Origin of the sequence: Rathayibacter sp. AY1C7 (assembly GCF_002931865.1) — a bacterium.
Lineage (GTDB): Bacteria > Actinomycetota > Actinomycetes > Actinomycetales > Microbacteriaceae > Rathayibacter.
Map to the genome: position 1 here is coordinate 22,321 of NZ_PSWB01000013.1, position 26,245 is coordinate 48,565.

Sequence of the window (26,245 nt, forward strand, 5' to 3'; positions counted from 1 at the left end):
GACGAGCACGAGAGTGCTCACCGCACCGTCGAAGCACGCGACGTCGACGCGGGAAGGACAGGTCATCACGTGAGTACGGCCCCTGACGGGCACGCCGGGCACCAGATGCGCGGAGCGCCTGATCCTCACGCAGGCCACAACATGACGGCGGGCGCTGCCGGCCACGGCGGCCACGGCGGCCACGGCGGCCACGGCGGCCACGGCGGCCACGGCGGCCACGGCGATCATGTCGGCCAGTTCCGGCGGTTGTTCTGGATCATGCTGGTGTTCGCGGTGCCGGTGGTCGTGTTCAGCGGCATGTTCTCGATGATCCTGGGCTACTCCCTCCCCGACGTTGCGGGGGTCGGCTGGATCTCGCCGGTGCTCGGGACGGTGATGTACGTCTGGGGCGGCCGGCCCTTCCTGCAGGGGGCGGTGTCGGAGCTGCGCTCGAGGACGCCGGGGATGATGCTGCTGATCGCTCTGGCGATCACGGTCGCGTTCCTCGCGTCGTGGGGTGCGAGCGCGGGGCTGCTGGATCACGAGCTGGACTTCTGGTGGGAGCTGGCGCTGCTGATCGTGATCATGCTGCTCGGGCACTGGATCGAGATGCGCTCTCTCGCGCAGACGTCCTCGGCGCTGGACTCTCTCGCGGCGCTGCTGCCGGATGAGGCGGAGCGGGTGCGCGAGGGTGAGGTGGAGAAGGTGTCTCCCGCGGACCTGGTGCAGGGGGATGTCGTGGTCGTGCGTCCCGGCGGCCGGGTGCCGGCGGACGGCCGGGTGCTGGAGGGCACCGCGGACGTGGATGAGTCGATGATCACCGGGGAGTCCCGCCCGGTCAGTCGCGGCCCGGGATCGATGGTCGTGGCCGGCACGGTCGCCACGGACACGGCGTTGCGGGTGGAGGTGACGGCCGTCGGCGACGACACCGCTCTCGCCGGCATCCAGCGCCTGGTCACGGAGGCGCAGAACTCGTCCTCCCGGGCGCAGCGCATCGCTGATGTTGCCGCCGGGTGGTTGTTCTGGTTCGCGTTGGGCGCGGGAGTGATCACCGCGATCGTGTGGTCGCTGCTGGGCAGTCCCGACGAGGCGGTGATCCGCACCATCACGGTTCTGGTCATCGCGTGCCCGCACGCGCTAGGACTCGCGATCCCGCTGGTGGTGTCCATCGCGACCGAGCGGGCCGCGAAGGGCGGCGTCCTCGTCAAGGACCGTCTCGCGTTGGAGAGCATGCGCACGGTGACCACGGTCCTGTTCGACAAGACGGGCACCCTGACCAAGGGCGAGCCGACGCTCGCCGCCGTGCACACTGTCGACGGGGTGAACGAGGAGCAGCTGCTCGCGGTCGCTGCGGCGGTCGAGGCGGACAGTGAGCACCCTCTCGCTCGGGCGATCGTGGCAGCCGCGAACAGCCGCGGCGTGCGGGTGCCGGCAGCGACCGGTTTCCAGGCGTCGACCGCTGTCGGCGTCACGGCGCAGGTCGAGGGGCGTGCGGTGAGCGTGGGCGGTCCGTCGATGCTGCGCGCGCACGACGCTGCCGCGCTCGAGCAGACGCGCGCGTGGGAGGCGGAGGGGATGATCATCCTCCACGTCCTCGCCGGCGGTCGGGTCATCGGGGCTCTCGGGCTCGCGGATGAGGTGCGGGAGGAGTCCCGGCAGGCTGTCGACGCGCTGCACGCGATCGGCGTGCAGGTGGTCATGATCACCGGCGACGCGGAAGCGGTCGCCCGCACCGTGGGCGAGGAGCTCGGCATCGACCGGGTGTTCGCCGGCGTGAAGCCGGAGGACAAGGCCGCGAAGGTCATCGAGTTGCAGCGCGAGGGCCGACGGGTCGCGATGGTCGGTGACGGCGTCAACGACGCTCCCGCTCTCGCGCAGGCCGACGTGGGAATCGCGATCGGCGCAGGCACCGATGTCGCGATCGCATCCGCCGGGGTGATCCTGGCCTCCGATGACCCCCGGTCGGTGCTGTCCGTGATCGAGCTGTCCCGGGCCAGCTACCGGAAGATGAAGCAGAACCTGTGGTGGGCGGCCGGCTACAACCTCCTCTCCGTCCCCCTGGCCGCGGGAGTGCTCGCGCCGATCGGGTTCGTGCTGCCGATGTCGGTCGGGGCTCTGCTGATGTCCGCGTCCACGGTCGTCGTCGCCGTGAACGCGCAGCTGCTGCGCCGCCTGGAGCTGTCCCCGCAGGCCAGCACCCGCGCCGCGCGCGAACGCGACACCAGCCCAGTCCGTCACGAGGAGGGCCGCAGTACCGTCCAGGTGCGCCCGTAGTCGCCGGAGGCGACCACTCCGCGCTCGTCGGCGGCAAGGACCCACTGTTCTTCGCCGTCGACGAGCGCGAACGCCTCCGGCTGCCCCTCGAGGGTTCCGTGGCTCTGCCAGGAGCCCTCGAGAGTTCCCGTCCACAACGTCCCGTCGACGTCGACACCGACCAGCTGCCCGCCGGCACTGCCGTCCACGAGGAACAGGGCGGGCGCGCCGGAGACGGGCCGGAACGTGACCGCGGCGTCCTCGCTGACCTGTAAGCCCGTCTCGGTCGTCGCGAACACCCGGTCGGGACGCTCGGGGTCCACGGTCAGATCGCGCAGCGGCAGTTGCGCAGACGGGGTCCATGCGGCGCCGGAGTCGTCGCTGCGGAGGATGACGCCGCGGCTCGCGTCGTACCCGTACACGCGGGTCGCCGCATCGGTGAGAGCGACGGTCGCGAGGTCGTGGAAATCCGTCTCCCCACTCAGGGACACCGGCTCCCAGGTCGCGGCCGCATCGATGCTGCGGATCAGACCCAGGTTGGGTCCTGGCGCGGACCTGTCGGCGGGGTCGGGATGCCCGGAGGCGTAGAACACTCCCTCCGGGGTGATCGTGAACCCCATCGTGTCCTGCGCCCGGCCGGCGACCGGCCCTCCGCCCGCTTCGTCGTCGGTCGGGGTGGGGCTGGCCGGGTAGGTGTCCGGGAGGGTGTCGGTGGGGATCACCCACACTCCCGAGTGCGCAGCCGCGTAGGTGAGCCCGGTCACCGGATCCCAGCCCAGCCCGTGCACGTGCTCCAACCCTGCCGGCGCGGCCACGAGCGCGCCCGTCTCCACGCGGCCTGACGAAACGCAGCCGGTGAGCAGCGCCACCGTCACGGCGGCGCCGACGATGACGGCGAGACGCCGCGTGCGGCGCGAGCGGTGCCCGCAATGCTCAGCCAAGGCCGACACCCAGATCGCTCATGAAGCCTTCCGGGTCCACGGGGCTCCCGTCCACGCGCGTTTCAAAGTGCAGGTGACAGCCGGAGGAGGCGCCGGTGGAGCCCACGAGAGCGATCAGGTCGCCGGCGGCGACCGTGTCACCCACGTCCACGAGCAGGTCGCTGTTGTGCGCGTAGCCGGTCTCGATGCCGTCGCTGCTCGCCAGCAGGATCCAGTTGCCGTAGCTGCCGGCGTAGCCGGCTTCCTCGACCGTGCCGCCAGTCGCTGCGACCACCGGGGTTCCGCAGGGGGCGGCGAGGTCGGTGCCCTTGTGGAACGCGCTCACGCCCGCGACCGGGGCATCCGGGCGAGGACCGAACGTGCTCGAGATGCGCCCCGCGACCGGCACCCGCCAGGTAGCGGACGCGACCTCGCTGTCCTCAGTGGATGCGGCGGACTCTTCTGATGCGTCGTCCACGAGTTCCGTGGCGACGGCGGCGGTCACCAGCACCTCGGGTTTGGCTTCCGCGCCGAACGTGTCCCGGGTGACGGTGAGCTGCACCGCGCCGGCCGCGACGAACGTCTGCGGCTGCGCCTCGCTGACGGCCAGGGTCGTGGTCTTGGTCGGGGTGCCGTCGACGGCGAACGCGGGCATGGAGGAGGTCACCGCGATCATCGTGACGAGAGTCATCGCGGACATCCCAGCCAGGCGCGGCCGCATCGTGGCCGTGCCCGGCGGGGCCGGGCGCGGGCGGGCCGCGACGCGGGCGGCGTGCTGCAACGCCTGCGCGTCGGCTCGCGAGGGCGCCGTGTACGTCACCCGGCGTCCGAGCGTGAGCGCAGCCTGCCGCGGGGAGGCATCGCGGGTGCGGGTTCGGGTGCGGTGCACGTCGCGGCGGCGCGGGTCGCTCGTCGGCGTCGACGCGGCGCTCACCGGGCGACTCCCGAGCGAAGCGGACGGGGGTGAAGAGGAAGGCGGTGCATAGGGGGACGTTTCTGGTTCGAGCGCCCTCAGAGGGCGCGAAGAAGTAGAGGGTGGGGATCGCCAGGTACGGCGACCCCCACCGGGGCGCGGCGGTAGCGCGCACGGGCGCGACGCAGCAGCGCTCCGCCTGCCCAGGAGGGGGAAGGGGCGTCAGAAAGACGGGTCAGCGGGACGCGAGGAGATCCTGCATGGTTGCGATCTCCTCGGTCTGGGTCTGCACGATCGTGTTCGCCATGTCGATGGCGTCCGCGTTCTGGCCCTCGTCGACCTCGGTCTGCGCCATCTCCACGGCGCCCTCGTGGTGCATCATCATCTGCTCGAGGAACAGCGTCTCCGCCTCGGCGCCGGTCGCGCTCTCCAGCGAGGACATGTCCTCGTCGGACATCATCCCGTCCATGCTGTGATCCATGCCCGACATCGAGTCCTCAGCGCCCCACGCGCTGATCCACTCCTCGAGCTGCGCGATCTCCGGACCCTGCGCTTCCTTGATCTGGGTCGCGAGGTCGGTGACGTCGGTGCTGATGCCGTCCTTCGCGAGGATCATGTCGGCCATCTCCACCGCCTGCTCGTGGTGGGGCTTCATCATCTGCGCGAACATCACGTCCTGATCGTTGAAGTCCGCCTCCGCCGCAGCAGTCGAAGACGGCGACGCGGACGCGGACGAGGAGGAGCTGCTGTGGTCCATCCCCTCCATGCCGCCCGTGCCGGAGCTGTCCGAGCAGGCGGCCAGAGTAATTGCGGTCGCCAGAGCGAGAGTCGAGGCGAGAAGAGTGCGCTTGTTGTTCATGAGTGTCGTATCCGTTCAGTCGGTAGCAGGAATCGCCGGAACCGCGCCCTGCGGGCGGGGTGATGAGGTCGCAGCGGACGCTGCGACGACAGGCGAATCAGGTGCGACTGATCGACAACACCGTCAACGACGGCAGATACACATGGAACTTCGCGCGCGGAACGAGCAGCAGAAGACGCGGACCCGCGTCGAGCACGCGCGCGAACAGCGCCGGCACCCGGGCCAGGAGGATCAGGGACGCGAGGAAGAAGACGATGACGCACGTCGCCGCCATCAGAGCGCACCCCATCGCGCAACTGTCATCACACGGCACCATCGGCACGACCGCGCCCTGATCGGCGCCAGCCACGAGAGCCATCCCGCCTGTCGACGCAGCTACCGGGTCGGCGTGAGCATCGGTCTGCGCATGCGTGTGTCCTGCGGACACAGACGCGTCGGAATGGCTGCCCATCATCGAGTGCATCGCGAACACGCCCAGCAGCAGAGCCGCCAACGTCAGCACCACGACCACCGCGCGCATCAGCGGCGCGGACAGCTTAGAAACGACGCTGTCGCTCATGATCCACACCTCCGACACTGCTCGTCACTCGTCCGAGGGCATCAGAAGGGACGCCCATGCATACCCCCCTAGAGTATGCAGAAAGCAGCCGGAGCGGCTGAAAACCCCCTCCGTACCCGTCCGCCCCGCGCAGCAGCGGACGAGCTGCACCAGCACCCGGGGGATGAGGACACCGTGACCGAGCAGACGAGCGAGCAGACCGACATCACCGGCGCCCACGGCTACATCTCCGACAAGGACCAGTACCTCCGCCGCCTTCGCCGCATCGAGGGGCAGGCTCGCGGCCTGCAGAACATGGTTGAAGACGAGCAGTACTGCATCAAGATCCTCACCCAGATCTCCGCGATGACCAGCGCCCTCGAGTCCGTCGCGCTCGGTCTCCTGAACGACCACCTGAACCACTGCGTCCTCGAGGCCGCCGCAGCCGGCGGCGACGAAGCGAAGATCAAGCTGCAAGAAGCCTCCGACGCCATCGCGCGGCTCGTCCGCTCCTGACGTTCAAGTGCGCAACCCGCCCTGAATGACGCCGGCGGTCCTCGACGCAGCGGGATACCGGCGCCCTGGCTAAGCGTTCCCGCTTGTCCTTCGACGGCTTCACGGCAGTTCGATCCGCTGCGATCCGTGGGATGAGGCGAACGAACACGACCGCAGTAGCGCCGCAGCCTGGCGCAGGCGTGCCGAGGTGAGCGATGACATCGGCTATCGGGGCAGCAGTTCGGTTCGTAGGGTCGGACTTATGGAACCGTCTCGACAGCTACCCGCCATCGGCGCCCCGGCCTCCCGCGCGCTCGAGGAAGCGGGCGTGCACGATGCGGACGACCTGCGGCGGGTGGGCCTGGACCACCTCGCGACCCTCCATGGGGTAGGACCTAAGGCTCTCCGACTTCTCCAGCAGACCCTCGACGCCGACGCGCGCAAGCGGTGACAGCCGATCGATCGGGTGCTCTCCATGCACCCCGAGCATGTGTGTTCCTGCGACATGCTCGCGCCTTTGAGCTGTCCGGAGCGGCCCGTCCGGGCTGTTCTGCCGCCAGTGGTGGCGGGGGTCGCTGACATGATGACGGGGTGCTGATCGCGTACCTGGACGAGTCCTACACACAGGACTTCTACTTCATCGGCGCTGCCGTGACGACACAGGAGAAGTGGGAGCAGCTCGAGCACGGCTACGCCGCTCTCCGGGAGCAGATCGCCGCGGATCACGGGGTGCCGGCGGATGTCGAGTTTCACGGGCACGAGCTGATGGGCGGCGCCGGCGAGTGGGCTCCTCTGCGCGGGAAGCATCGTGAGGCGGCGGGCATCTACGCGGCCGCGCTGCGCATCGCGCAGGAGGCAGAAGTCCGCTACCTGTTCCGGGGCGTGGACGTGAAGCGCCTGAACGCCCGGTACCGGTACCCGGAGCAGCCGCACAAGATCGTGCTGCAGCACCTGCTCGAGCGGGTGAACGAGTACCGCCGTGACGTCTTCTCCTTCGATACCGAGGAGGTGATCGTCGTCGCCGACGAGATCGCGACGCAGGAGGAGCACCGGCGGCAGTTCGAGAGCTACCGGTCACTGGGCACGCCGGGCTACCTGACGAGCCGCCTTAACCTGATTTCCTCCCCGATCCAGTTCGCGTCCTCGAGGAACGCCGCCGGGGTGCAGGCGGCCGACCTCGCGATCTACCTGCACCGGCGTCGGCAGACGGTGACGGAGACGCACCCGAAGTCCGCGGCGACGATGACGCGCCTGGGCGCTCTGATCGACGCGTCGACGTCGCACGACCGGATCTGGACGCCTTAAAAACGAAGACCCCGCTAGGCGGGGTCTTCGGCTGGCAACGTTCCGGGAACCGGCCCGTTGTGACGATCACGATACACGCGGATCCTGGACGAGTCACGGCGTCACGGGCGCCGCCGCTCGATGAGGATCGTGTCGCGCCAGCGGCCAGCCTCCGGCCCGTACGTCATCTGCGCGATGCGCTCCCGGATGCCCACACGCCGGAATCCAGCGCGGTCGTGGAGGGCGAGACTGGCGGTGTTCTCGGGGAAGATGCTCGACTGGATCGTCCACAGGTCCGCGTCGTCCGCCGCGGCGATGAGCGCGGCCAGCAGCCTCGATCCGACGCCGCGGCCACGTGCAGCGGCGGCGATGTAGACGGAGTGCTCGACCACGCCCCGGTAGACGGGGCGGGCCGAGACCTTCGACAACGCGGCCCAGCCGAGGATCTGTTCTCCGTCGACGGCGACCAGGCGCCCGACGTCGAGCTTCCCCGCGTCGAACGCCTCCCGCGTGGGCGGTTCGGCCTCGAAGGTGGCGTGCCCGGTCGCGATCCCCTCGCGGTAGATCGTCTCGACCGCCGCCCAGTCTCCGGGGGTCATCGGCCGGATCGCGGTCATGAGCAGCAGCTCCCTCCGGCGGATCCGATGTCGGTGGAGCAGACGCCGGTTTCGGGGAGCACGAGCTGGACGCGCCGGGCGGCGGCGTGATCGCCGGCGAGTTCGTCCGCGATGGAGCGGACCTGCTCGTAGCCGGTGGCGAGCAGGAAGGTCGGCGCACGGCCGTACGACTTCATCCCGGCGATGAAGAAGTTCGGCTCGGGGTGGGCGAGTTCCGCGACGCCGTGGGGGTCGACGGTGCCGCAGGAGTGCAGGTTCGGGTCGATGAGCGAGGCGAGGGCGCGGGGTGCTTCCACGATCTCGTCCAGGGAGACGCGGATCTCGCGCAGCATGTCGAGGTCGGGCCGGAACCCGGTGGCCTGCACCACGACATCGACTTCCACGCTCTCGCGCTCCTTCCGGCGGCGCCCCATCACCGTGACGCCGCCGGAGGGGGTCTTCTCGAGGCGGTCGATTTCGAAGCGGTCCAGGAGGGTGATCGCGCCGTCGCGGACGAGCTGGTGGACGGTGCCGCCGAGCTTGCCGCGCTCCTCGAGCTCGTCGTCGCCGGAGCCGAAGACGCGCACCGGGCTCGTGCCGCGGATCGCCCACGTGATCCTCGTCTCCGGTTCCTCGCGGGCGAGTCGAGCGAGCTTGATCAGGGTGTTCGCGGCGGAGTGGCCGGCGCCGACGACGAGGACGCTTTTCCCGGCGAACCGGGCACGGTCCGCACCGAGCACGTCTGGCAGTGCGTGGCTGAGGTGCTCCGCGACATCAAGGACACCGATTGGGTCAAGGCCCGCGGAGGCGAGCGCGTTGGGCGTGGAGTAGGTGCCGGAGGTGTCGATGACCGCGCGCGCGGTGACGTCGACGGCGCCCTCCGGAGTGTCCAGGCGCAGCAGGAACGGGGTCGCAGCGCGGCCGGTGGAGCGGGTGCGATCCATGCCCTCACGAGAGACGGCGGTGACACGGGAGCGGTAGCGGATGACCGGGGCGAGCTCCGGGGTCGCGGCGAGAGGAGCGAGGTAGTCGCGGACGAACTCGTGCCCGGTGGGCAGCTTCTTCGCTGCGGGGGCCTCCCAGCCGGCGGCGTCGAGCAGGCGCCCGGCGGCCGCGTCGACCAGGAACTCCCACGGGGAGAACAAGCGAGTGTGACCCCACTGCTGCACAGCGGCACCTGCGCTCTCACCCGCCTCGTAGACGATGACGTCGAGGCCGCGCTCGAGCAGCTGCGCGGCGGCGGCGAGACCCACGGGGCCGGCGCCGATGACGGCGACGGGCAGGCCGGTGAGGCGGCGCTCGTCGGTGCGGGGCGGGACGGTCAGCAGCAGGGTCATCAGGTGCACTCCTCAACATCGACGGTCATCGATGGATCGAGTCTGCCCCGGCATATCGATGGCTGTCAATGTGTGGGAGGGTGGAGGCATGGCGACGACCGAGCTGACTCTCACCGCGGCGGCGGCCGCGTGCTGCGCGCCGCTCGCGCGCGAGCCGCTGAGCGCCGAGGGCGCGGAGCTGCTGGCGCGAGCGTTGAAGGCGATGGCGGATCCGGCGAGGCTCCGCCTGGTGTCGATCGTGGCGTCGAGCAGCTCGGGCGAGGTGTGCGTGTGCGACTTCACGGAGCCGGTCGGGCTGAGTCAGCCGACCGTGTCGCACCACTTGAAGATCCTCGTGGACGCCGGGATCCTGGCCCGCGAGAAGCGCGGCACGTGGGCGTACTTCTCCCTCGTCCCCGGCGCGCTCGACTCCCTCGCCGGGATGCTCACCCGCGTCTGATCAGGCGGCCGTGACCCTCGCCGCGAGAGCGTCGACGCGCGCGGCGAGCTCGTCGTAGGCCGCATCGAACGCGGCATCCGTGCCGGCAGGTACCGGGTCGGGGATCGACCAGTGCAGCGCGTCCGAGCCGAGTTCCTCGTGCGCGGCGTCGCAGACGGTGATCACGAGGTCTGTGTCGGCGGCGACGTCCGCGAGCTGCTGCGGGGCTCCTTCGGGTAGCGGGAGGCCGTGGCGTTCGGCGGTCGCAATCGCTCCGGCGGCCACCGCGGCGGCCGGGTGGGTGCCGGCGGAGGCGACGGGGATGGGGCTGCGCTGCGCCCAGAGCTGCGCGGCGAGCTTGGAGCGGGCGGAGTTCGCGGTGCACACGAACAGCACTCGCCGCGCTGCGGCGGTGGTCGAGGGCCCGAGCTGGTCGAACGCCCCGGGGATCAGATGGACGTAGCTGCGGCGCCGGTCCGCCTCCGAGCGGCGACGGAGGATCATGCCTTCGCGCTCGAGGACGGCGAGGTGGTGCGCGACGAGGTTCGAGGGCATCCCAAGACGGTCCTGCAGCTCCCGCGGCGCGAGGTCTCCGAGGGTGAGCAGGTCGGTGATCCGCAGGCGCGCGGGGTCGCTGAGGGCGGCGTGCCGGGCGGCGCGCGCTTCGAGTTCGGTTCGCTCGGTGTTCATTGACTCAATCTTGACTGAGTGATCGTGAGCGGTCAAGATGGCCGACGACATGGACACCACTTCCCCTCCTCCGCTCGCTCGTCGGGCCGTGGCCGAGTTCCTCGGCACCGGTCTGCTCGTGGCGATCGTCGTCGGCTCCGGCATCGCCGCTCAGACGCTCTCCCCGGACGACGTCGGTCTGCAACTGCTGGAGAACTCCCTCGCGACCGCGCTGGGGCTGGCGGTGCTGATCCTCACTCTCGGCCCGGTGTCGGGGGCGCACTTCAATCCGCTCGTCTCCGCCGTGGACGCGGTCCTCGGTCGTCGCGACCGCACCGGCCTGCTGGGGCGGGAGCTGGCGGTGTTCGTGGGCGCGCAGCTGCTCGGAGGCATCGGCGGCGCGGTCCTCGCGAATGCGATGTTCGAAATCCCGTCCTCGATCGCGACGACGGAGCGGGTCACTGCCGGGCACCTGCTCGGGGAGGTCGTCGCCACCGCGGGCCTGGTCCTCGTGATCCTCTCCCTCGCCCGTACGCACCGAGGCCCGCTCGCGGCGGCCGCGGTCGGCGCGTACATCGGTGCCGCGTACTGGTTCACGTCCTCGACCTCGTTCGCGAATCCCGCCGTGACTCTCGGCCGCGTCTTCACCGACACCTTCGCCGGCATCGCCCCCGCCTCCGTCCTGCCGTTCGTCGCTGCGCAGCTCGTCGGCGCCGCGATCGGCGTCGGCATCGCCGTGTTCCTCTTCCCGGGCGCCGCCCGGGCCGCCGGGGACCTTGTGGTCCCGGCCACCTCGACCTCTTCACACGTCTGATTCGAAAGGCCCATCTGATGCATCTCGTCGCTATCGGCGGCAGCGACGCGGGGATCTCCGCCGCGCTGCGCGCCCGCGAGCTCGACCCGTCCGTCGACGTGACCGTCGTCGTCGCCGACTCGTACCCGAACTTCTCCATCTGCGGGATCCCGTACTACTTCTCCCGCGAGGTGCAGCCATGGCAGTCGCTTGCGCACCGCAGCCACGCCGATCTCGAAGCCACCGGCATGACCCTGCGCCTGGACACCTTCGCGACGGACATCGACGTCGCCGGGCAGCAGCTCACCGTCCGCACCCCCGACTGCTCGCTCGACCGGATCGGGTACGACGAGCTGATCGTCGGCACCGGCGCCCTCGCCTCCTCCGCCGGCATCGCGGGAGTGGACGCACTGGGGCCGGAGGACGGAGTGCACGTGCTGCACTCGATGGGCGACACCTTCGCGCTCGAGCGGTTCCTCGACAGTCGAGACCCGCAGACCGCGATCATCGTCGGCGCCGGCTACGTCGGCCTCGAGATGGCCGAAGCCCTCACCGTCCGCGGCCTCCGAGTCACCCAGCTCCAGCGCGGCCCGGAAGTGCTCTCCACCCTCGACCCCGAACTCGGCGCCCTCGTCCACACCGAACTGACCGAGCGCGGCGTCGAGGTTCTCACCCGCACCACCGTCGCCTCGATCGAGAAGACCGCCACCGGCCTCGCCGTGCACGCCGACCACGACGGCACACCTCTCACCCGCACCGCTGACGTCGTCCTCCTCGTCGTCGGCGTGAAGCCGAACACCGACCTGCTCGCCCGCGCCGGAGCGTCTCTCGGCGCCGGCCGCGCGGTCGTCGTCGACGAGGCGATGCGCACGGGCCTGCCGCACGTGTTCGCGGCAGGCGACGGAGTGACCACGCACCACCGTCTGCTCGGCAGCACCTACCTGCCGCTGGGCACCACGGCCCACAAGCAGGGACGGGTGGCCGGCGAGAACGCTCTCGGCGGCGATGCCCGGTTCGCCGGCTCGGTCGGCACGCAGGTCGTGAAGGTCTTCGACCTCGTCGCCTCCCGCACCGGCCTTCGCGAGCACGAGGCCCTCGCCGCGGGCTTCGCGCCGGCGACGACGAGCGCGGTCGCGGACGACCACAAGCGCTACTACCCGGGCGCGCAGCCCATCACGATCCGCATCACCGGCGACACCCGCGACGGACGTCTGCTCGGCGCGCAGCTCGTCGGACGCCTCGGCACCGAGACCGCCAAGCGCGTCGACACGTACGCGACCGCCCTGTTCGCCGGGCTCACCGTCGAGCAGGTCTCCGACCTCGACCTCTCCTACACACCCCCGCTCGGCTCCCCCTGGGACGCCGTGCAGATCGCCACCCAGACCTGGACCCGCACCACCACCGGAAGCAGCATCCCCGCATGACCGAGAAGCCCACCGTCCTCTTCCTCTGCCAGCACAACGCCGGCCGCTCCCAACTCGGCGCAGGCCTGCTCGAAGTCCTCGCCGGCGACCGCTACACCGCCACCTCCGCCGGTCTCTCCCCCGCCGAGACGGTGAACCCCGCGATCGCTGCGACCGTCGCCGAGCTCGGCCTCGACATCAGGAACCACATCCCCCGCGCCGTCACCGTCGAGGACCTCGAGAACGCGGACATCGTCATCACCATGAAGCCCGGCCTCACCCTCCCCGCAACGCCGACCGGCCGATTCCTGGAGTGGAAGTTCCCCGACCCGACCGACTGGAGCACCGAGAACGTCCGCCCCCTCCGCGAGGCCGTCGCCGCCCGGATCCAGACCGAACTCCTCACCTAGACGCGTCAGGCGGCCGCAAGGGCGATGGTGGGTCTGCTCCTCGATGGCGACTCTGGACCGTGCTGCAGAAGCGGGGTGACGGGATCGTTCGGCCGGGGCGGGGTGGGGTTGAAGGTCGTCTGGTCACGGAAGATCGCCCAGATGACGTTCATACGGCGCCGGGCGAGAGCGATCAGAGCCTGCTTGTGCGACTTCCCCTCCTGGCGTTTCCGATCGTAGAACGAGCGCGAGACCGGGCAGTTCCTCGACGCGATGAACGCCGCCTGGAAGCAGGCGTTCAACAGCCGCCGGTCATAGCGACGTGGCCGGTGATGGTTGCCGGAGATCTTCCCGGAGTCCCGCGGCACGGGAGCGAGACCCGCGAAGCTGGCCAACCGGTCGGGCGTCTCGAACGCGGCGAGGTCAGTACCGGTCGCGGCAAGGAAATCCGCGGCGAGCCTGCGCCCGAACCCAGGAATCGACACCAGAAGATCCGCGGATCTGCTGTCCTGCAAAGCGGCTTCGATCTCCCCGTCGAGCTCGGCGACCTCGTCGCGGATGCGGAGGAGATCACGCGCGGACCGGCTCACCAGCCGAGCCGCTGCCCCCTCCCCCACGACGACCGATGTCTGCTCGCGCGCGGCTTCCACCGCCGTCTTCGCGACCGCCGCGGATTTCCAGCAGCCCTGTCCCTTCAACCACGCCGCCAGCCGGCTCTCCCCCATGCGCCGGATCGCACCGGGGGTCGCGTACCGGGTGAGCAGCACCAGAGGTCCCCTGGTCGTCGCGTAGTTGAATGCCCCCTCGAGCGACGGAAAGTAGTGGACCAGGATGGCGCGCAGGCGATTCACGGCGCGGGTGCGATCGTGCACCAGGTCTTCTCGTCGCGCCGAGAGCAGGCGCAGTTCCGCCGTGACCTCGTCGGCCTGGCGCATCAGCGTCACGTCTCGCCGGGTCCGCGCTTGGTCGGCGATGATGACCGCGTCCTTCGCGTCTGTTTTGGCTTCGCCGCGGTAGGCGCCCGAGGCGTGATGCACGACGCGGCCTGAGATGTAGAACAGCGGCTGCGCATGCGAGTGCAGGAGCGTCTGCAGCAGCCCTGTCCCGCCGTGGTTGAGGTCCGTTGCCCAGGCGACGTCGGTGCCGCCTGGCAGGGAGGCGACGTCTCCCATCAGGGTCAGGATCGCCGTTTCTCGGTTCTTGAACCGTTGGGAGAGCAGCTTGGTTCCGTTGGCGTCGATGACGACGCAGTGGTGTTCGGTCTTGCCGGCGTCGATACCGGCCCAGAGTTGGGGCACGCAGGGTCCTTCCGTTGAGGGTGCGGTGCGCCGTGAACGACCTTGCCGGCATGTCCTTACGGGGCGATCTGGTCGCGTTTCTCAATGAGCGGTCCTGCCGTTGCGGGGTCCCGGGCGGCTAATCACGGCGTGCCATCAGTCGGCTGAAGGCGGTCAGCCATACCCGGGACCCCTGGCGCGTTCCGGAGCCTACAACTGCCCCGGATCCACGGAAATAACGGTAAGGAAGGTGGTCGAGGAGAAGCGTCCTGATGGCGATTACACGATCTCCACCTATGAGGACGGATCCGTCAGTGTCGTCCGCATCGGAGGAGAAGGCGCCGACGTGAAGACGCGCGGCATCAGCGAGTGCTCCGTGAGCGGGTCCGCGCGGAACGGCTGCAAGATCGACACCTGGGTCGGACTGGTGAGCATGAGCTTCTACACCTCCTACAACCTGTCGAGCAACACGGTGACCGCCAACCCGTGGGGCCCGGCCTGGACGATCGGGGGAGCCTGTGGCTCGTCGCTCAACTACCTCGGCCGACCGCTCGCCAACCGCGCGCAGATGCTCATCAACGCGCAGATGTGCGGCGTCCCCTACAACACGACCTTCGAGTTGCGCCTGACGGTCTCCGGAGGAGCCGCGACGGTGAGCTGGAGCTGACGAGCAGAGCTCATCCGGCTCACTCCAACGCGCTGTGCGCCCGCCGCGTCCTCACGAAGCGGGCGCACAGTCGCGTCCCGAGAACAAGGCTGGTGCCACCCCCGACCAGCCACGCACCAGCCAGGACCGTCCACGTCGTCATACCGGAACTCGGCATCGCCGACAGCCAGTAGTAGAGCCCGATCGCCCCGCCGACCACCACGGCAGCGACGACGGGGATCACCAGCGCCCCCCTCTTCTCCGAGACGGTCCAGGACGAGCAGAGGAGAATCGCGACGGCGCCGAGGAGCCAGCCGAATCCGGGAATCACCAGCCAGCCGAAGGCGAAGACCAGCGAGGCGACGACGGCGAACCAGGGGCGGTCGAAGATCGACCCGCCGCCCCCAGCGAGCGATCCGCCGGCGGCCTGCGCGATCCGAGAGGGACTTCCCAGTTCAGCGATCCGCTCACGGGCGGCATCGTCGTCGAGGCCGTCCAGCTCTTCGCCGATCCCGCTCCAGATCTCACTCCGGAGGTCGGCGGGCACGCCGGACAATGCGATCCTCAGCTCCTCGAGGTAGCGCGCCGCCGCCGGCGATGTCGTCGTGCTCATGACGTTCCCCTTCCGATCGTCTCGTTCACCTGCCCGACGAAGGACGGCCACTCCGCCCTGAACCGCCCGAGCTCGACCTTCCCCACGTCGGTCAACGAGTAGTACTTCCGAGCCGGACCCTGCGTACTCGGGACGACGACTGCGGTGATCGAGCCTCGGTCCCGCAGCCGACCCAGGAGTGGGTACAGGGTGCCGATGCTCCCGATCACACCGACCTCCTGCAAGCGCGTGGACAGTTCCCACCCGTACATGGGAACGGTGTCGAGCAGCCCCAGGATGCAGAACTCGGCTACGCCCTTTCGAAGCTGTGCCCCGACTCCATCTATCATGCGTGACAGCATACGCGTATGCCCGGAGTGGCGCCATACGACCGCGACGTCGGCGCGGTCGAGCCGAGCCCCGTCTGACCTCGGCACCGAGAGCGCCGCGACACTCCCGCGCAGCCGACGATCCATCCGGTCGCCCCGACGCGGTCAGTGGCGCAGAGGTTCCGCTCCCCGGCAACGTCCGCCGTGCCGATGGCCGGCAGGGGAGGAGCCGGATCGACGACCACGTCGCCTCCCTCCCCGCGGTCGACCGCGTCTTCCTGGTCGGCGCGGGCGGATCGCTGATGGGCGTCCAGGCCGCTCAGTACCTGCTCGACACGGCCGCGATCACGCCCGCCGCCTCCTACAACTCGGACGAGTTCTTCTTCCGCGCGCCCGCCTCGGTCGGCCCCGGCGCCCTCGTCGTCGTGCTCTCGGGCACCGGCGAGACCCCCGAGACCGTGCGGGCCGGCGAGTGGGCGCAGGAGCGCGGCGCCACCGTGGTCGGAGTGACCCTCAAGCAGGAGGGACCGCTCGCGCTCGCCCTCGACGCCGCCTTCGTCGCGCAGACCGGTCAGGGCACGCAGCTCGTGCTGCAGCTGCTCGCGCTCGCGGTCCTTCGCCGCGACGGGGTGGACGTGACGGATCGGCTCGAGGCGCTGCGCGCCCTGCCGTCCGCGATGGTCGCCACGGTCGCCGCCTTCGAGCCGAGGGCCGAGGAGCTGGCCGCCGCGATGAAGGACGTCCCTGTGACCTACCTCGTCACCTCCGGGTCGCTCATGGGCCCCGGTCAGACCTTCACCACCTGCTACCTGCAGGAGATGCAGTGGATGCACGCCGCGACGATCAACACGGACGAGTTCTTCCAGGGCCCCTTCGAGGTCTTCGACGGCGAGACGCAGAGCCTCGTCTTCCTCGCCGAGGACGCGACGCGGCCGATGGGCGAGCGCGCCCGGAACTTCCTCGACCAGTACAGCGGGACGACCCACTACGTCGACTCCCGCGACCTCGAGCTGCCCGGCATCGCGGCGCCCCAGCGCGCCTTCGTCGCACCGCTCGTGTACTCGACGCTGGTCTCCCGGCTCGCCGCCCACTGGGCCGCGGTCCGGGGCTACGCGCTGGAGGGGCGCCGCTACATGTGGCAGTTCGCCTACTGAGCAGCACCGGGACCGGGAGGCGGGGGCGACTGCGGTCGCCCCCGCGCCCCGCCCTCCGCTCACCCCGCGACTGTCAGTGACACCTCGACCGCCACGTCCTCCGTCCCCTCCCCCAGTACCGTCTGCCTCACCTCGACCGCGTCGAGCCGGAGGCCGCGGTCTCCGGCGGCGTCGAAGAGCGCGACGATCGCCGGATGCAGGGTCCCCTCGGGCAGTTCCTCCCCGTCGCGGGGGCGCCAGGTGGCGACCAGCTCGGTGCGCCCCGGGAGGATCGCGGCGAGACCGGCGAGGTCGCCCTCCGCCTCCGCCGACGTCGGCCAGCAGCAGACGAGCTCCGCCGAACCCGGCTCGCCCGCGCGGAGCGCCGTCCAGAAACGTCCCGTCGGCCCGAGCCCTGCCGCGTGCACTCGGGTGGCGAGCGCGCCGAAGATCTCGTTCGCCTCGTCGTCGCCCGGCCCGTCGGCCTCGTCCAGGGCGATCGTGAGGACCTGGCCGACGTACGGCTGCGCCGGCATCGTCCGCTCGGCGACCTCGACCGGCACGGCGAGCGCCCGCAGCGCCACCTCGGCGGCCTCGAACGCCCGGTCCTCCTGCTCCCGCTCCGCGAGCACGCGCTCCCTGTGCGCCTGCAGCGCCTCCGCCGCGGTGCCGGCTCGAGTCGCCGCCGCGACCTCGGGCAGCGGCACCCCCGCGCTCCGGAGGGCGCTGATCACGACTCCGACCCGGACCTGGGCGTCGGCGTACCGGCGGTACGACGACCGCTCGTCGACCTCCGCCGGGACCAGCACGCCCTTCTCGTCGTAGTGCCGGAGCGCCTTCACGCTCAGACCCGTCACGCCTGCGTACTCCCCGATGCCCACCATGCCTCCAGCATCCCGTCTCCCCCGGCGGGAGGGTCAACGAGCGGGAGGGTCAATGGGCGGCAAGGTCGACCGTCCCGCTGGTCGACCGGCGGGACGGGTCGACCGGCGGGACGGCTAGCAGCGGAGCCGGGCGGGAGGCGACGCGACCGGCGTCGGCGGACCCGACCCCGCATCACGTCAGGCGCCGACCCCTCAGCCCTTGCGCCTCACCGCGCGCTCACCAGCCCACGGGCCCCGCGCTCCCCGCCTCGTACTCGTCCAGCGGAGCGTCGCCCGCGGCCCAGGCGGAGAGCACCGGAGTGATGATGCGCCAGCACTGCTCGGCCACGTCGCCCGGGACCGAGAGCAGGGTGTCGCCCTGCAGGATCCCGGCGAGGACCTGCGCGTAGGGGTCGAGCGTGGCCGCGCCGGGCTGCGCCGTCAGGGTGGTTCGCTCGAGGTCGGTCAGCTCGTCGGCGCTGTTCACGACCAGGTCGAGGCTGACGTCGCCGCCCTTGAGGCCGATCCGGAGGACCGTCCCGGCGTCGCCCTCGGCCGCCTGCAGGCCGCGCGGGGGCGTGGCGGCGCGGAAGTGGATCGCCACCTCCCGGCGCGGGTCGCCGATCGCCTTGCCGGAGCGGAGGACGAAGGGGACGCCCGCCCAGCGCGGAGTGTCGACCTGGAGCAGCAGCTGCGCGAGGGTCTCGGTGCCGGTCTCGGGGTCGACGTCGGGCTCGTCGACGTAGGAGGGGAAGAAGCGGCCGTCGACGCGGCCCTCGGTGTAGCGGGCGCGGCGGGCGGAGGAGGGGTCGTCGCGCCAGAGCCGCACGGCGCCGAGCACCTCGGCCATGCGCGCGTGGACCTCGTCGGGCGCGACCTCGTCGGGGCGCTCCATCGTGGTCAGCGCGAGCACCATCAGGAGGTGGCTCTGCAGCATGTCGCGCAGCGCGCCGGTCTTCTCGTAGAAGGCGGCGCGGCCCTCGATGCCGAGCGTCTCGTCGTAGACGATCTCGACCTTCTCGATCCACTCGGCGCTCCAGCTCGCCTCGAGCAGGCTGTTGCCGAAGCGCAGGCCCAGCATCCCCAGCACGGTCGCGTTGCCGAGGAAGTGGTCGATGCGCCAGAGGCGGCTCTCGGGGAGGACCTTCGCGAACGCCGCGTTGAGGGCGATCGCGTCGTCGAGGTCCTCGCCGAACGGCTTCTCGATGGCGACGACCAGCTCCTCGGGGAGGTCGAGCTCGGCGAGCGAGGCGGCGACCTTGTGCCCCATCGCCGGCGGCAGGGCGACGTAGAGCACCGGAGTCGACGGGCAGGCGTCGAGGAGGGCCTTCAGCTGCTCCGGGTCGGAGGCGTCGGTGGCGACGAAGCGCGCGCGCGACGCGAGCGCCTCGACCGTGTGCGCGGCGACTCCGGCCGCCTCGAGGCTGCGACGGACGAGGCCCTGCCACTCCTCGTCGGTCTGGGGCGTGCGCGCCGCCCCGATCAGCGTGAGCTCGAGGTCGCGCGCGAGCTCGGCCACCCGGCCCAGGCCCGGCAGCAGCAGCCGCTCGGTGAGGTCGCCGCCCGCTCCGAGGATCGCGATGCTCCGCTGCTCGCTCCCCAGCGCCGCGGCCTCGGGGATTCCGATCTGCTCCGTCATGGTGTCTCCCTCGTAGCCGTCGTGAGTCAGCGGCCACAGTACGCGCCGGGCCCTGCCGCGAGGCCGGGAGCCGGGAGGGGTTGAGGAAGCGGGCGCGGAGTGGCAGGGCCGCGCGGTCGGGAGCGAGAGAGCTGCCCGACCTCCGCTGAGAGGCGGCCCGCCGTGTCGGGGCGGGGAGCCCCTTCTCAGCCGACGTCGGCGCGCGACCCGCGGACGCCCGGCCCGCCGCAGCCGTTCCGCACAGCACGTGATCCCCCTCCAGTGCTCGTCCGGCGGTACCCTGCCCGCATGCGCCTGCGCCAGGTCGTCCTCGACACGGAGGACGCCCGCGCCCTCTCCGCCTTCTACCTCGCCCTGCTCGGCGGCGAGTACCGCCCCGGCGACGAGCCGCCCGCGGACGGCTCCGACGACGAGGCGGAGTGGGTCGCGATCGTCACCGCCGACGGCGCGAAGCTCACGTTCCAGCGGGTGGCCGCCCTGCCGCGCGCGACCGGGCCGGAGGGGCCCGTCCCGCAGCAGCTGCACCTCGACTTCATGGTCGCGGACGCCGACGAGCTCGACCGGCAGAAGACCCGGGCGCTCACCCTCGGCGCCGAGCTGATCGAGGACAGGAGCGACGACCCGGAGGAGGCGCTCCACGTCCTCGCCGATCCGGCCGGCCACCCGTTCTGCGTCTTCGTCGCGCCCGACTACCCGGCGGAGTAGGGGCGCGCGGCTTCAGCGAGCCGCACGCGTCGGATCACATGCCGGTGATCGTGACCGTCGTCGTCGCGGCGATCACCGCGGCTCCCGTGACGCTCGCGGCGGTTCCCGCGAGGACGGCGGCGGCCGCCGGCCCTGCCCAGTGCTGCGCCGCGAGCGACCTGATCGCCTGCCGGTCCGGAATGCCGGGCCTCGGCGAGAGCGCTCCGGCCGCGTCGAGCAGGCCGATGAGCGCCGCGTCCGACGGAAGGGGCGCCGTCCGAGCCGCGAGGACCTCGGCGACCCGGATCCGCAGCCGCTCGTCCTCCGCCGGCTCCACGGCGGCGACCCGCTCGAGGAGGGCGGCATGCAGCTCCCTCCGAGTGAGGCGGGCGATCCACCAGGACACGCTGCGCGGTGCTCGCTCCGCTGCGATCCACCCGAGTGCCCCGTCGAGCACGGCGTCCCCGAGCGCGGACCGCTCCGGCCCGAGGGCGACGGCTCCGGCGTCCACCTCGACGCGCCGCTGGAGGGAGAGCTCCGCGAGGACGGAGGCGGCCAGGACGGTGTCGAGAGCGCCCGACGAAGCCGCGGGCCGCCCGTCGCTCCGCCGCAGCAGGAGGAGGAGAGCGACGGGGATGGGCGGCTGCCCGGCTCCGGGGGGCGCAACGGCCGGCGGGGTGGTGGGAGAGGGCATTTCCGAGGAGTTCCGTGTCGAGTCGTCCATCCCTCGAGCCTGGCACCCGACCCGTCGAGACCGCATCCGCCGGGCGACGGGTCCTCCGTCGTCCGCCCGATCGACCGGCCGGACACGCCCGAGAGCCCACGTCGCGCCCCGAAGCGGACCGCTCCTCCGCCACATCCGGCGTCAGACCACCCCCGCCGCCGTCCCCGACACGATCAGGTCGGCGCGGTCGCGAGTGGCCTCGATCAGCAGCGCGTTCCGCCCGTCGACCTCGGAGGCCCAGGCGGAGGCCGCCTCGGGGGCGCGGCCGAAGGAGACGTGGCGGTCGACCAGGCGCTCGAAGCGCTCGGTCTCGGGAGTCGCGCAGAACCAGGCCTCGTCGAACTCGGCGCGCAGCAGCGCCCACGGGCCCTCGTCGACGAGGAGGTAGTTGCCCTCCAGCACGACGAGCGAGGCGGAGGGGTGCACGGCCAGCGCGCCGGCCACTCCCTCGTCGACGGTGCGCTCGAAGGTGGGCGCGTAGACGACGTGGTCGGTCTCGGCGCGCAGCCTCCGCACCAGGGCGAGGAAGCCCCAGCCGTCGAACGTGTCGAGGGCACCCTTGCGGTCGTGGCGGCCGAGCTCGTCGAGCGTGGCGTTGGCGAGGTGGAAGCCGTCCATCGGCACGAAGGCGGCGGTCCCCTCCCCCGCGAGCTCGTTCGCGCGGGCGACCACGGCCCGGGCGAGCGTGGTCTTGCCGGCCCCGGGGCTGCCGGCGATCGCGACGATCGCGCGGCGGCCCGGCGAGGTCAGCGCGAGCGCGCGCCCGGCCAACTCGTCGAGGCCGGGCCGCACCGCGTCGGGCGCGACCTCGGTCTCAGGCCTCGCCACGGCTGCTCTCCAGCGCGTTCACCAGGAAGCCGTGGGCGTGGCGGGCGAGCGCGGGGCCGTCGTTCCAGAGGTTCCGCCACACGGCCAGGTCGTTCGAGAGGGTCGGCGAGACGACGGCCGACGAGAAGGACTCGAAGGTGATGGGTCCGCGGTAGTCGATCGCGGCGAGGGCGTGGAAGAACGTCGTGAAGTCGAGGTGGCCGCTGCCGAGGTAGCCGCGGTGGTTCTCGCCGATGTGGACATACCCGAGACGATCCCCGACCAGCAGCACCGGGCGGAAGAAGTCGTCCTCCTCGATGTTCATGTGGTACGTGTCCAGGTGGATCAGGACGTTGTCGGCGCCGATGTCGTCGGCGAGGCGCAGGGCGTCCGCGGCGGTGTTGATGACGTTGGTCTCGTAGCGGTTGCAGATCTCGAGGCCGAGAGTCATGCCCTTCGTCGCAGCCTCGGCGGCGAGGTCGGTCAGCACCGAGACGACGTTCGCGCGGCCCGCGGCCGAGAGGGGCGCGCTGTACTTGCCGAGCGCGCTGTAGAGGGCGCCGGTGAAGTGGGTGCCGCCGAGCGCGTGGGTGGTCTCGAGGGAGTCGGCGAGCAGCTTCGCGCCGCGGGCCACCACCTCCGGGTCGTCGCTGGAGACGTCGGCCGAGAAGGCGAGGCCGCGCGAGCAGACGATGCCGAGGTCGTTCGCCTCGAGGGCGGCGCGGGCGGAGGCGGTGTCGAGGTTCTGCACGTCGTGCAGCGAGAGCTCCAGCAGGTCGAATCCGGCCGCCTTGGTCTGCTCGATCGTCGCGGTCACTTCGTCGGGGGTGGTGCCGCCGGCGAAGACGAGGGCGTGCACTCCGAGAGGGTTCGTGGTCATGGTGGTGCTCCTTGGTTCGAGAGGTTCAGAGGCGGCGTCGGGCCGCGGGGTCGGTGTCGAGCAGGTCCGCGAGGAACGCGTGGCCGGAGGTCGCGAGGGCGACGGGGTCGTGCCAGAGCTCGCGCCAGAGGCCCATGCCCTCGGCCGAGGCCGGGGGCTGGACGGCGGGCGAGAAGCTCTCGAGGGTGAGCGGGCCGCGGTAGCCGGAGTCGGCGAGCGCCGCCGCGAGCCCGGTCCAGTCGGTGCTCCCGGTGCCCAGCTCTCCGCGGTGGTTCTCGGAGGCGTGGAGGTAGCCGAGCAGGTCGCCGGCGTCGCGGACGGCGCTCGCGAGGTCGACCTCCTCGAGGTGGGCGTGGAAGGTGTCGAGGTGCAGGAGCACGTTCGGCGCGTCGAGCTCGCGGAGGAACGCGGCGGTCTGGGCGGCCGTGTTCAGCAGGTTGCTCTCGTAGCGGTTCACGTACTCCGCTCCGACGACGACGCCGGCGGGAGCGGCGGCCGTGGCGACCCGCCGCAGCACGTCGAGCGAGCGCGAGCGGGCAGCCATGTCGGCCGCGTGCTCGTACTTGCGCATGGCGGAGTAGGTGACTCCGCCGACGTACCGCGCGCCGATCGCCTCGGCGAACCGCACCCCCGCCAGCAGCCGCTCCTCGCCGCGGCCGGCCGTGGCCTGGTCGGTGATGTCGGAGTCGGCGTCCAGCGCGAGCGAGACGACCGCGTCGATCCCGTGCTCGTCGAGCAGGTCGGCGGTCCACGCGGAGGCGTCGGGGTCGGCGGGAGCCGGGATCTCGATCAGGTCGAAGCCGATCGAGGCGGCGGCGCCGATCGCGAGGCGCCCCGACTCCGGCGTCCAGTCGCCGACGAGCAGGCCCGCGTGGACCCCGATCGGCGACGAGCGCTCCGTGCTCCCGCGGTGCAGGAACTCGGGGTGCATCAGGCGGCCTTCGCGCCCGTGATCAGCGAGACGAGCTCGTCGCCGCTGGTCTCGGCGGTGCGGCGGCCGGCGACGGCGAGGCCCGCGCGCATCACCCACACCTGGTCGCTCAGGCGCATCACCTGGTCGAAGTTGTGGCTGATCAGCAGCACGGCCACTCCGGCGTCGCGCAGCTTGAGGATGATCTTCTCGACGCGTGCCGTCTCCTGAACGCCGAGCGCCGCGGTCGGCTCGTCCATGATCACGATCTTGCTGCCCCAGCCCGCGGCCCGGGCGATCGCGACCGCCTGGCGCTGGCCGCCCGAGAGGCGGCGGACCTTGCTGGTGACCGGCGGGACGTTCACGGCGAGGTCGCCGAGCAGCTCCTGGGCCGTCTTCTTCATCTGCGTCCGGTCCAGGAACCGCACCCCGGGCACGCCCTTGGTGAGCTCGCGGCCGAGGAAGAAGTTCTGCCACACGGTCAGGTCCTCGACCAGGGCGAGGGTCTGGTGCACCGTCTCGATGCCGCCGTCCCGCGCGCCGAGCGGAGTAGTGAAGTGCACCACGTCGCCGTCGAGGGTGATGGTGCCGGAGTCGGCGGGGTGCACCCCGGAGAGGCAGCGGACGAGGGTGGACTTGCCCGCGCCGTTGTCGCCGATCAGGGCGGTGATCTCGCCGCGGCGCATCGACATCGACGCTCCCTTGAGAGCGTGGACGCCGCCGAAGGACTTCTTGATGTCCCGCGCTTCGAGCAGGATGTCGCTGGTCATGGCTGGGCTCACTTCTTCTGGTAGCGGGTGATGAGGGCGGCGAGCACGACCACCAGGCCGACGGCGAGGGGCTGGTAGAACTGCGAGACGCCGAGCAGGGTCAGGCCATTGGTCAGCGCGGTCAGGAGGAACGCTCCGATGATCGGGCCGACGATCTTGGCCTTGCCGCCGGTGAGGCTCACTCCGCCGAGCACGACGGCCGCGATGGAGTTGAGCAGGTACTGCGTGTTGATGGCCGGCTCCGCGGCGCCGACGCGGGCGACGAGGAGGAGCGAGCCGACTCCGGCGAGGACGGCGGCGATGATGTACACCGCGATGCGCACGCGTCCGGCCTTGATGCCGTTGGCGACCGCGCTCTCCTCGTTGCCGCCGACCGCCTGCACGTGCAGGCCGAAGCGGGTGCGGAACATGACGACCCAGGCGACGACTCCGATGACCGCGGCCAGGATGATCGGGTAGCCGATGATCCCGATCGAGCCGGTGGTGAGGCGGAGCAGCTCGGGGCTGCCGACCGTGATCGGCTTGCCGTCGGAGACGATCAGCGCGAGACCGGTCGCCACCGAGAGCGTGCCCAGTGTCGCGATGAAGTCGGTGACCTTGCCCTTCGCGATCAGGAAGCCGTTGATCACTCCGATCAGCCCCGCGAAGAGCAGGGCCGCGAGCGCCGAGAGCCAGAAGCCCCAGCCGGCACTCCAGCCGATGCCGAAGCCGACCGCTCCGACGGTCATCGTCGCCGAGATCGAGAGGTCGATGCCGCCGGTGGTGATGACGAAGGACTGGCCGATCGAGAGGATGACCAGGATCGCGGCGGCGACGAGCATCGCCTTGATGTTGCCGAGGCTGAGGAACGTCGGCGTCGCGATCGAGAACACGATCACCAGGGCGACGAGCCCGATCGGTGCGGCGTTCTCGGCCCAGAAGCTGAGCTGACGGAGGTTCGCCAGCAGCGGGGAGGCGCTGGCCGGGGGTCGGGCGGTGACTGAGGTCATGGTCGCTTCCTGGGTTGCCATGGGCGGGAGGTCCTACTTGCCGGGGACGAGCGCGGCGAGCGGGTTGTCGAACTCCTCGAACGGCTGGGGGAAGGCGCCGAGGGCCTGCTCCGCGGTCTCGGAGGTCACGAGCGCGGTGGGCGACTCGATCTCGGCGGGGATCTCCTCGCCGGCGCCGACGGCCTCGCACGCCTGCACGCCGAGCTGGCCGATCGCGAAGGGGTACTGGGCGACGGTGGCGGTGAGGCCGCCGTCCTTGACGGACTGCAGCGCGTCCTCGTTGCCGTCGACGCTGACCACCTGGACGGAGCCGGTGAGGCCCGCGTTCTCGACGGCCTTGACGATGCCGAGGCCCATGTCGTCGTTCGCGGCGAAGAACGCCTTCACGTCGGGGTTCGCGGCGAGGATGTCGGTCGCCTTGGTCAGCGCGACCTCGCGCTTCCAGTCGGCCGCGGCCTCCTGGACGACGGTGAGGTCGGAGCCGATCGCGGCGGTGAAGCCGTCGACGCGGGCGGCGCTGGTGACGTCTCCCGAGACTCCGCCGATGACGGCGACCTCGGAGCCGGCGGGCAGCTGCTGCAGGAGGAAGTCGCCGGCCTTGCCGCCCGCGGCCTCGTTGTCGGTGCCGATGTAGGTGGTGACGTCGAGGTTCGCTGCCTCGACCGCGTCGGGGTCGAGCGGGCTGTCGATGTTGACGATCGTCTTGCCGGTGGCGGAGGCGAGGGCCTGCACCAGGTTCGTGCCGCTGATCGGGTTGACGATCAGGCAGCCGAAGTCCTGGCCGGCGACGGTGGTGAGCTTGTCGGCCTGGCCGGTGGTGTCGCCGATGTCGGCGGCGGCCTGCACCGAGACGTCCACGGAGTCGTCCTTCGCGGTGTCCTCGATGCCGTTCTCCATCGCCTGGAAGAAGGGGTTGTCGAGGCCCTTGATGACCGCGGCGACCTTGGTCGATCCGGAGCCGCCGGCGGCCGTGTCGCCACCCGAGGCGCAGCCGGTGAGGAGGAGTGCGAGGGCGCCGACCGGTGCGAGAACCGGGAGGAGGCGGCGTGCTGTGCGGTTCATCGTCATCCTTGAGGATCAGTGGCACCACTGCGTGCCGGTGTGTGAAAACTACCGGGGCTTTCGCGTTACCGCAATACGAAAGTCGGGGAACTTC

29 protein-coding genes are annotated in these 26,245 nt (G+C 71.2%); 10 read left to right on the forward strand and 19 right to left on the reverse strand.

What is annotated here, in order from left to right; genetic code table 11:
* The first annotated feature begins 141 nt into the window (after window positions 1–141).
* Complete coding sequence (locus tag C5C69_RS08745; protein ID WP_258067510.1) at window positions 142–2,253, forward strand: heavy metal translocating P-type ATPase; 2,112 nt, start codon at window positions 142–144, stop codon at window positions 2,251–2,253.
* Here C5C69_RS08745 and C5C69_RS08750 read toward each other — a convergent pair.
* From C5C69_RS08750 to C5C69_RS08765, 4 genes are all read right to left on the reverse strand, one after another.
* A complete protein-coding gene (locus C5C69_RS08750) occupies window positions 2,214–3,173 on the reverse strand; it encodes a F510_1955 family glycosylhydrolase (protein WP_146078441.1) in 960 nt (319 codons plus the stop codon). The two genes, C5C69_RS08745 and C5C69_RS08750, sit on opposite strands and share 40 nt — an antisense overlap.
* The gene (locus C5C69_RS08755) at window positions 3,166–3,843 is read right to left on the reverse strand and encodes a M23 family metallopeptidase (protein WP_146083184.1); all 678 of its coding nucleotides are present in this window, start codon (window positions 3,841–3,843) and stop codon (window positions 3,166–3,168) included. Before C5C69_RS08755 ends, C5C69_RS08750 begins: the two co-directional genes overlap by 8 nt.
* Window positions 3,844–4,300: 457 nt before the next feature.
* Window positions 4,301–4,924: a DUF305 domain-containing protein gene (locus tag C5C69_RS08760; protein ID WP_104257772.1), complete on the reverse strand. Its 624-nt coding sequence runs from the start codon at window positions 4,922–4,924 to the stop codon at window positions 4,301–4,303.
* 97 nt (window positions 4,925–5,021) lie between these two features.
* Window positions 5,022–5,483 carry a hypothetical protein gene (locus C5C69_RS08765; RefSeq protein ID WP_146078443.1) on the reverse strand — a complete coding sequence of 154 codons (462 nt, stop codon included), beginning with the start codon at window positions 5,481–5,483 and terminating at the stop codon, window positions 5,022–5,024.
* A gap of 174 nt (window positions 5,484–5,657) precedes the next feature.
* Between C5C69_RS08765 and C5C69_RS08770 the strand changes: the two genes are divergently transcribed.
* Window positions 5,658–5,978, forward strand: coding sequence for a metal-sensitive transcriptional regulator (locus C5C69_RS08770; RefSeq protein WP_055794478.1), 321 nt, complete (start codon window positions 5,658–5,660; stop codon window positions 5,976–5,978).
* Between the two features lie 570 nt (window positions 5,979–6,548).
* Window positions 6,549–7,262, forward strand: a complete 714-nt coding sequence (locus tag C5C69_RS08780) for a DUF3800 domain-containing protein (protein WP_055794482.1) — start codon at window positions 6,549–6,551, stop codon at window positions 7,260–7,262.
* Window positions 7,263–7,363: 101 nt separating this feature from the next.
* On the opposite strand, the gene C5C69_RS08785 is transcribed toward C5C69_RS08780, so the two are convergent.
* Window positions 7,364–7,858, reverse strand: coding sequence for a GNAT family N-acetyltransferase (locus C5C69_RS08785; protein WP_055794483.1), 495 nt, complete (start codon window positions 7,856–7,858; stop codon window positions 7,364–7,366).
* Window positions 7,855–9,174: an FAD-dependent oxidoreductase gene (locus C5C69_RS08790; protein ID WP_055794485.1), complete on the reverse strand. Its 1,320-nt coding sequence runs from the start codon at window positions 9,172–9,174 to the stop codon at window positions 7,855–7,857. Before C5C69_RS08790 ends, C5C69_RS08785 begins: the two co-directional genes overlap by 4 nt.
* A gap of 88 nt (window positions 9,175–9,262) precedes the next feature.
* Here C5C69_RS08790 and C5C69_RS08795 point away from each other — a divergent pair, with 88 nt between their 5' ends.
* Complete coding sequence (locus tag C5C69_RS08795; protein ID WP_055794488.1) at window positions 9,263–9,613, forward strand: helix-turn-helix transcriptional regulator; 351 nt, start codon at window positions 9,263–9,265, stop codon at window positions 9,611–9,613.
* Here the strand turns inward: C5C69_RS08795 and C5C69_RS08800 are convergent, their stop codons facing one another.
* On the reverse strand, window positions 9,614–10,282 hold the full coding sequence (locus tag C5C69_RS08800) for a helix-turn-helix domain-containing protein (RefSeq protein WP_055794490.1): 669 nt from the start codon (window positions 10,280–10,282) through the stop codon (window positions 9,614–9,616).
* A gap of 49 nt (window positions 10,283–10,331) precedes the next feature.
* On the opposite strand from C5C69_RS08800, the gene C5C69_RS08805 reads away from it, so the two are divergent.
* The 3 genes from C5C69_RS08805 to C5C69_RS08815 are packed head-to-tail and all read left to right on the forward strand — an operon-like array spanning window position 10,332 to window position 12,867.
* Window positions 10,332–11,075 (forward strand): MIP/aquaporin family protein, encoded by a 744-nt coding sequence (locus C5C69_RS08805; protein WP_181028834.1) that lies wholly within the window; start codon window positions 10,332–10,334, stop codon window positions 11,073–11,075.
* 17 nt (window positions 11,076–11,092) lie between these two features.
* The gene (locus C5C69_RS08810) at window positions 11,093–12,478 is read left to right on the forward strand and encodes an FAD-dependent oxidoreductase (RefSeq protein WP_055794493.1); all 1,386 of its coding nucleotides are present in this window, start codon (window positions 11,093–11,095) and stop codon (window positions 12,476–12,478) included.
* On the forward strand, window positions 12,475–12,867 hold the full coding sequence (locus C5C69_RS08815) for a low molecular weight phosphatase family protein (RefSeq protein ID WP_055794495.1): 393 nt from the start codon (window positions 12,475–12,477) through the stop codon (window positions 12,865–12,867). The genes C5C69_RS08810 and C5C69_RS08815 overlap by 4 nt, the downstream gene beginning before the upstream one ends.
* Before the next feature lie 5 nt (window positions 12,868–12,872).
* Here C5C69_RS08815 and C5C69_RS08820 read toward each other — a convergent pair whose 3' ends face one another.
* Window positions 12,873–14,144 carry an IS110 family transposase gene (locus C5C69_RS08820; RefSeq protein WP_235577278.1) on the reverse strand — a complete coding sequence of 424 codons (1,272 nt, stop codon included), beginning with the start codon at window positions 14,142–14,144 and terminating at the stop codon, window positions 12,873–12,875.
* Between the two features lie 229 nt (window positions 14,145–14,373).
* Between C5C69_RS08820 and C5C69_RS08825 the strand changes: the two genes are divergently transcribed.
* Complete coding sequence (locus tag C5C69_RS08825; protein ID WP_104257773.1) at window positions 14,374–14,790, forward strand: hypothetical protein; 417 nt, start codon at window positions 14,374–14,376, stop codon at window positions 14,788–14,790.
* A 19-nt stretch (window positions 14,791–14,809) separates the two neighbouring features.
* Here the strand turns inward: C5C69_RS08825 and C5C69_RS08830 are convergent, their stop codons facing one another.
* Window positions 14,810–15,382, reverse strand: a complete 573-nt coding sequence (locus tag C5C69_RS08830) for a hypothetical protein (protein WP_104257774.1) — start codon at window positions 15,380–15,382, stop codon at window positions 14,810–14,812.
* Window positions 15,379–15,711, reverse strand: coding sequence for a PadR family transcriptional regulator (locus tag C5C69_RS08835; RefSeq protein ID WP_104223999.1), 333 nt, complete (start codon window positions 15,709–15,711; stop codon window positions 15,379–15,381). The genes C5C69_RS08830 and C5C69_RS08835 overlap by 4 nt, the downstream gene beginning before the upstream one ends.
* 2 nt (window positions 15,712–15,713) lie before the next feature.
* Here C5C69_RS08835 and C5C69_RS08840 point away from each other — a divergent pair, with 2 nt between their 5' ends.
* Window positions 15,714–16,844, forward strand: a complete 1,131-nt coding sequence (locus C5C69_RS08840) for an SIS domain-containing protein (protein WP_258062843.1) — start codon at window positions 15,714–15,716, stop codon at window positions 16,842–16,844.
* Between the two features lie 59 nt (window positions 16,845–16,903).
* On the opposite strand, the gene C5C69_RS08845 is transcribed toward C5C69_RS08840, so the two are convergent.
* Window positions 16,904–17,707, reverse strand: coding sequence for a MerR family transcriptional regulator (locus tag C5C69_RS08845; RefSeq protein ID WP_104257776.1), 804 nt, complete (start codon window positions 17,705–17,707; stop codon window positions 16,904–16,906).
* A 217-nt stretch (window positions 17,708–17,924) separates the two neighbouring features.
* Entirely contained in the window at window positions 17,925–19,325 is a 1,401-nt protein-coding gene (locus C5C69_RS08850) for a glucose-6-phosphate dehydrogenase (RefSeq protein ID WP_104257777.1), read from the reverse strand.
* A gap of 288 nt (window positions 19,326–19,613) precedes the next feature.
* On the opposite strand from C5C69_RS08850, the gene C5C69_RS08855 reads away from it, so the two are divergent.
* A complete protein-coding gene (locus tag C5C69_RS08855; RefSeq protein ID WP_104257802.1) occupies window positions 19,614–20,030 on the forward strand; it encodes a VOC family protein in 417 nt (138 codons plus the stop codon).
* A 34-nt stretch (window positions 20,031–20,064) separates the two neighbouring features.
* On the opposite strand, the gene C5C69_RS08860 is transcribed toward C5C69_RS08855, so the two are convergent.
* The 7 genes from C5C69_RS08860 to C5C69_RS08890 form a co-directional block, all read right to left on the reverse strand.
* Window positions 20,065–20,703, reverse strand: coding sequence for a GPP34 family phosphoprotein (locus C5C69_RS08860; protein ID WP_181110547.1), 639 nt, complete (start codon window positions 20,701–20,703; stop codon window positions 20,065–20,067).
* A 171-nt stretch (window positions 20,704–20,874) separates the two neighbouring features.
* A complete protein-coding gene (locus tag C5C69_RS08865; RefSeq protein ID WP_208543338.1) occupies window positions 20,875–21,561 on the reverse strand; it encodes a nucleoside/nucleotide kinase family protein in 687 nt (228 codons plus the stop codon).
* Window positions 21,548–22,420, reverse strand: a complete 873-nt coding sequence (locus C5C69_RS08870) for a sugar phosphate isomerase/epimerase (RefSeq protein WP_104222717.1) — start codon at window positions 22,418–22,420, stop codon at window positions 21,548–21,550. Before C5C69_RS08870 ends, C5C69_RS08865 begins: the two co-directional genes overlap by 14 nt.
* A 25-nt stretch (window positions 22,421–22,445) precedes the next feature.
* A complete protein-coding gene (locus tag C5C69_RS08875) occupies window positions 22,446–23,351 on the reverse strand; it encodes a sugar phosphate isomerase/epimerase (RefSeq protein WP_104257779.1) in 906 nt (301 codons plus the stop codon).
* A complete protein-coding gene (locus tag C5C69_RS08880) occupies window positions 23,351–24,100 on the reverse strand; it encodes an ATP-binding cassette domain-containing protein (protein WP_104222715.1) in 750 nt (249 codons plus the stop codon). The genes C5C69_RS08875 and C5C69_RS08880 overlap by 1 nt, the downstream gene beginning before the upstream one ends.
* 8 nt (window positions 24,101–24,108) lie before the next feature.
* Complete coding sequence (locus C5C69_RS08885) at window positions 24,109–25,089, reverse strand: ABC transporter permease (protein ID WP_104222714.1); 981 nt, start codon at window positions 25,087–25,089, stop codon at window positions 24,109–24,111.
* Between the two features lie 33 nt (window positions 25,090–25,122).
* On the reverse strand, window positions 25,123–26,151 hold the full coding sequence (locus tag C5C69_RS08890) for a substrate-binding domain-containing protein (protein WP_104257780.1): 1,029 nt from the start codon (window positions 26,149–26,151) through the stop codon (window positions 25,123–25,125).
* Window positions 26,152–26,245 lie beyond the last annotated feature (94 nt).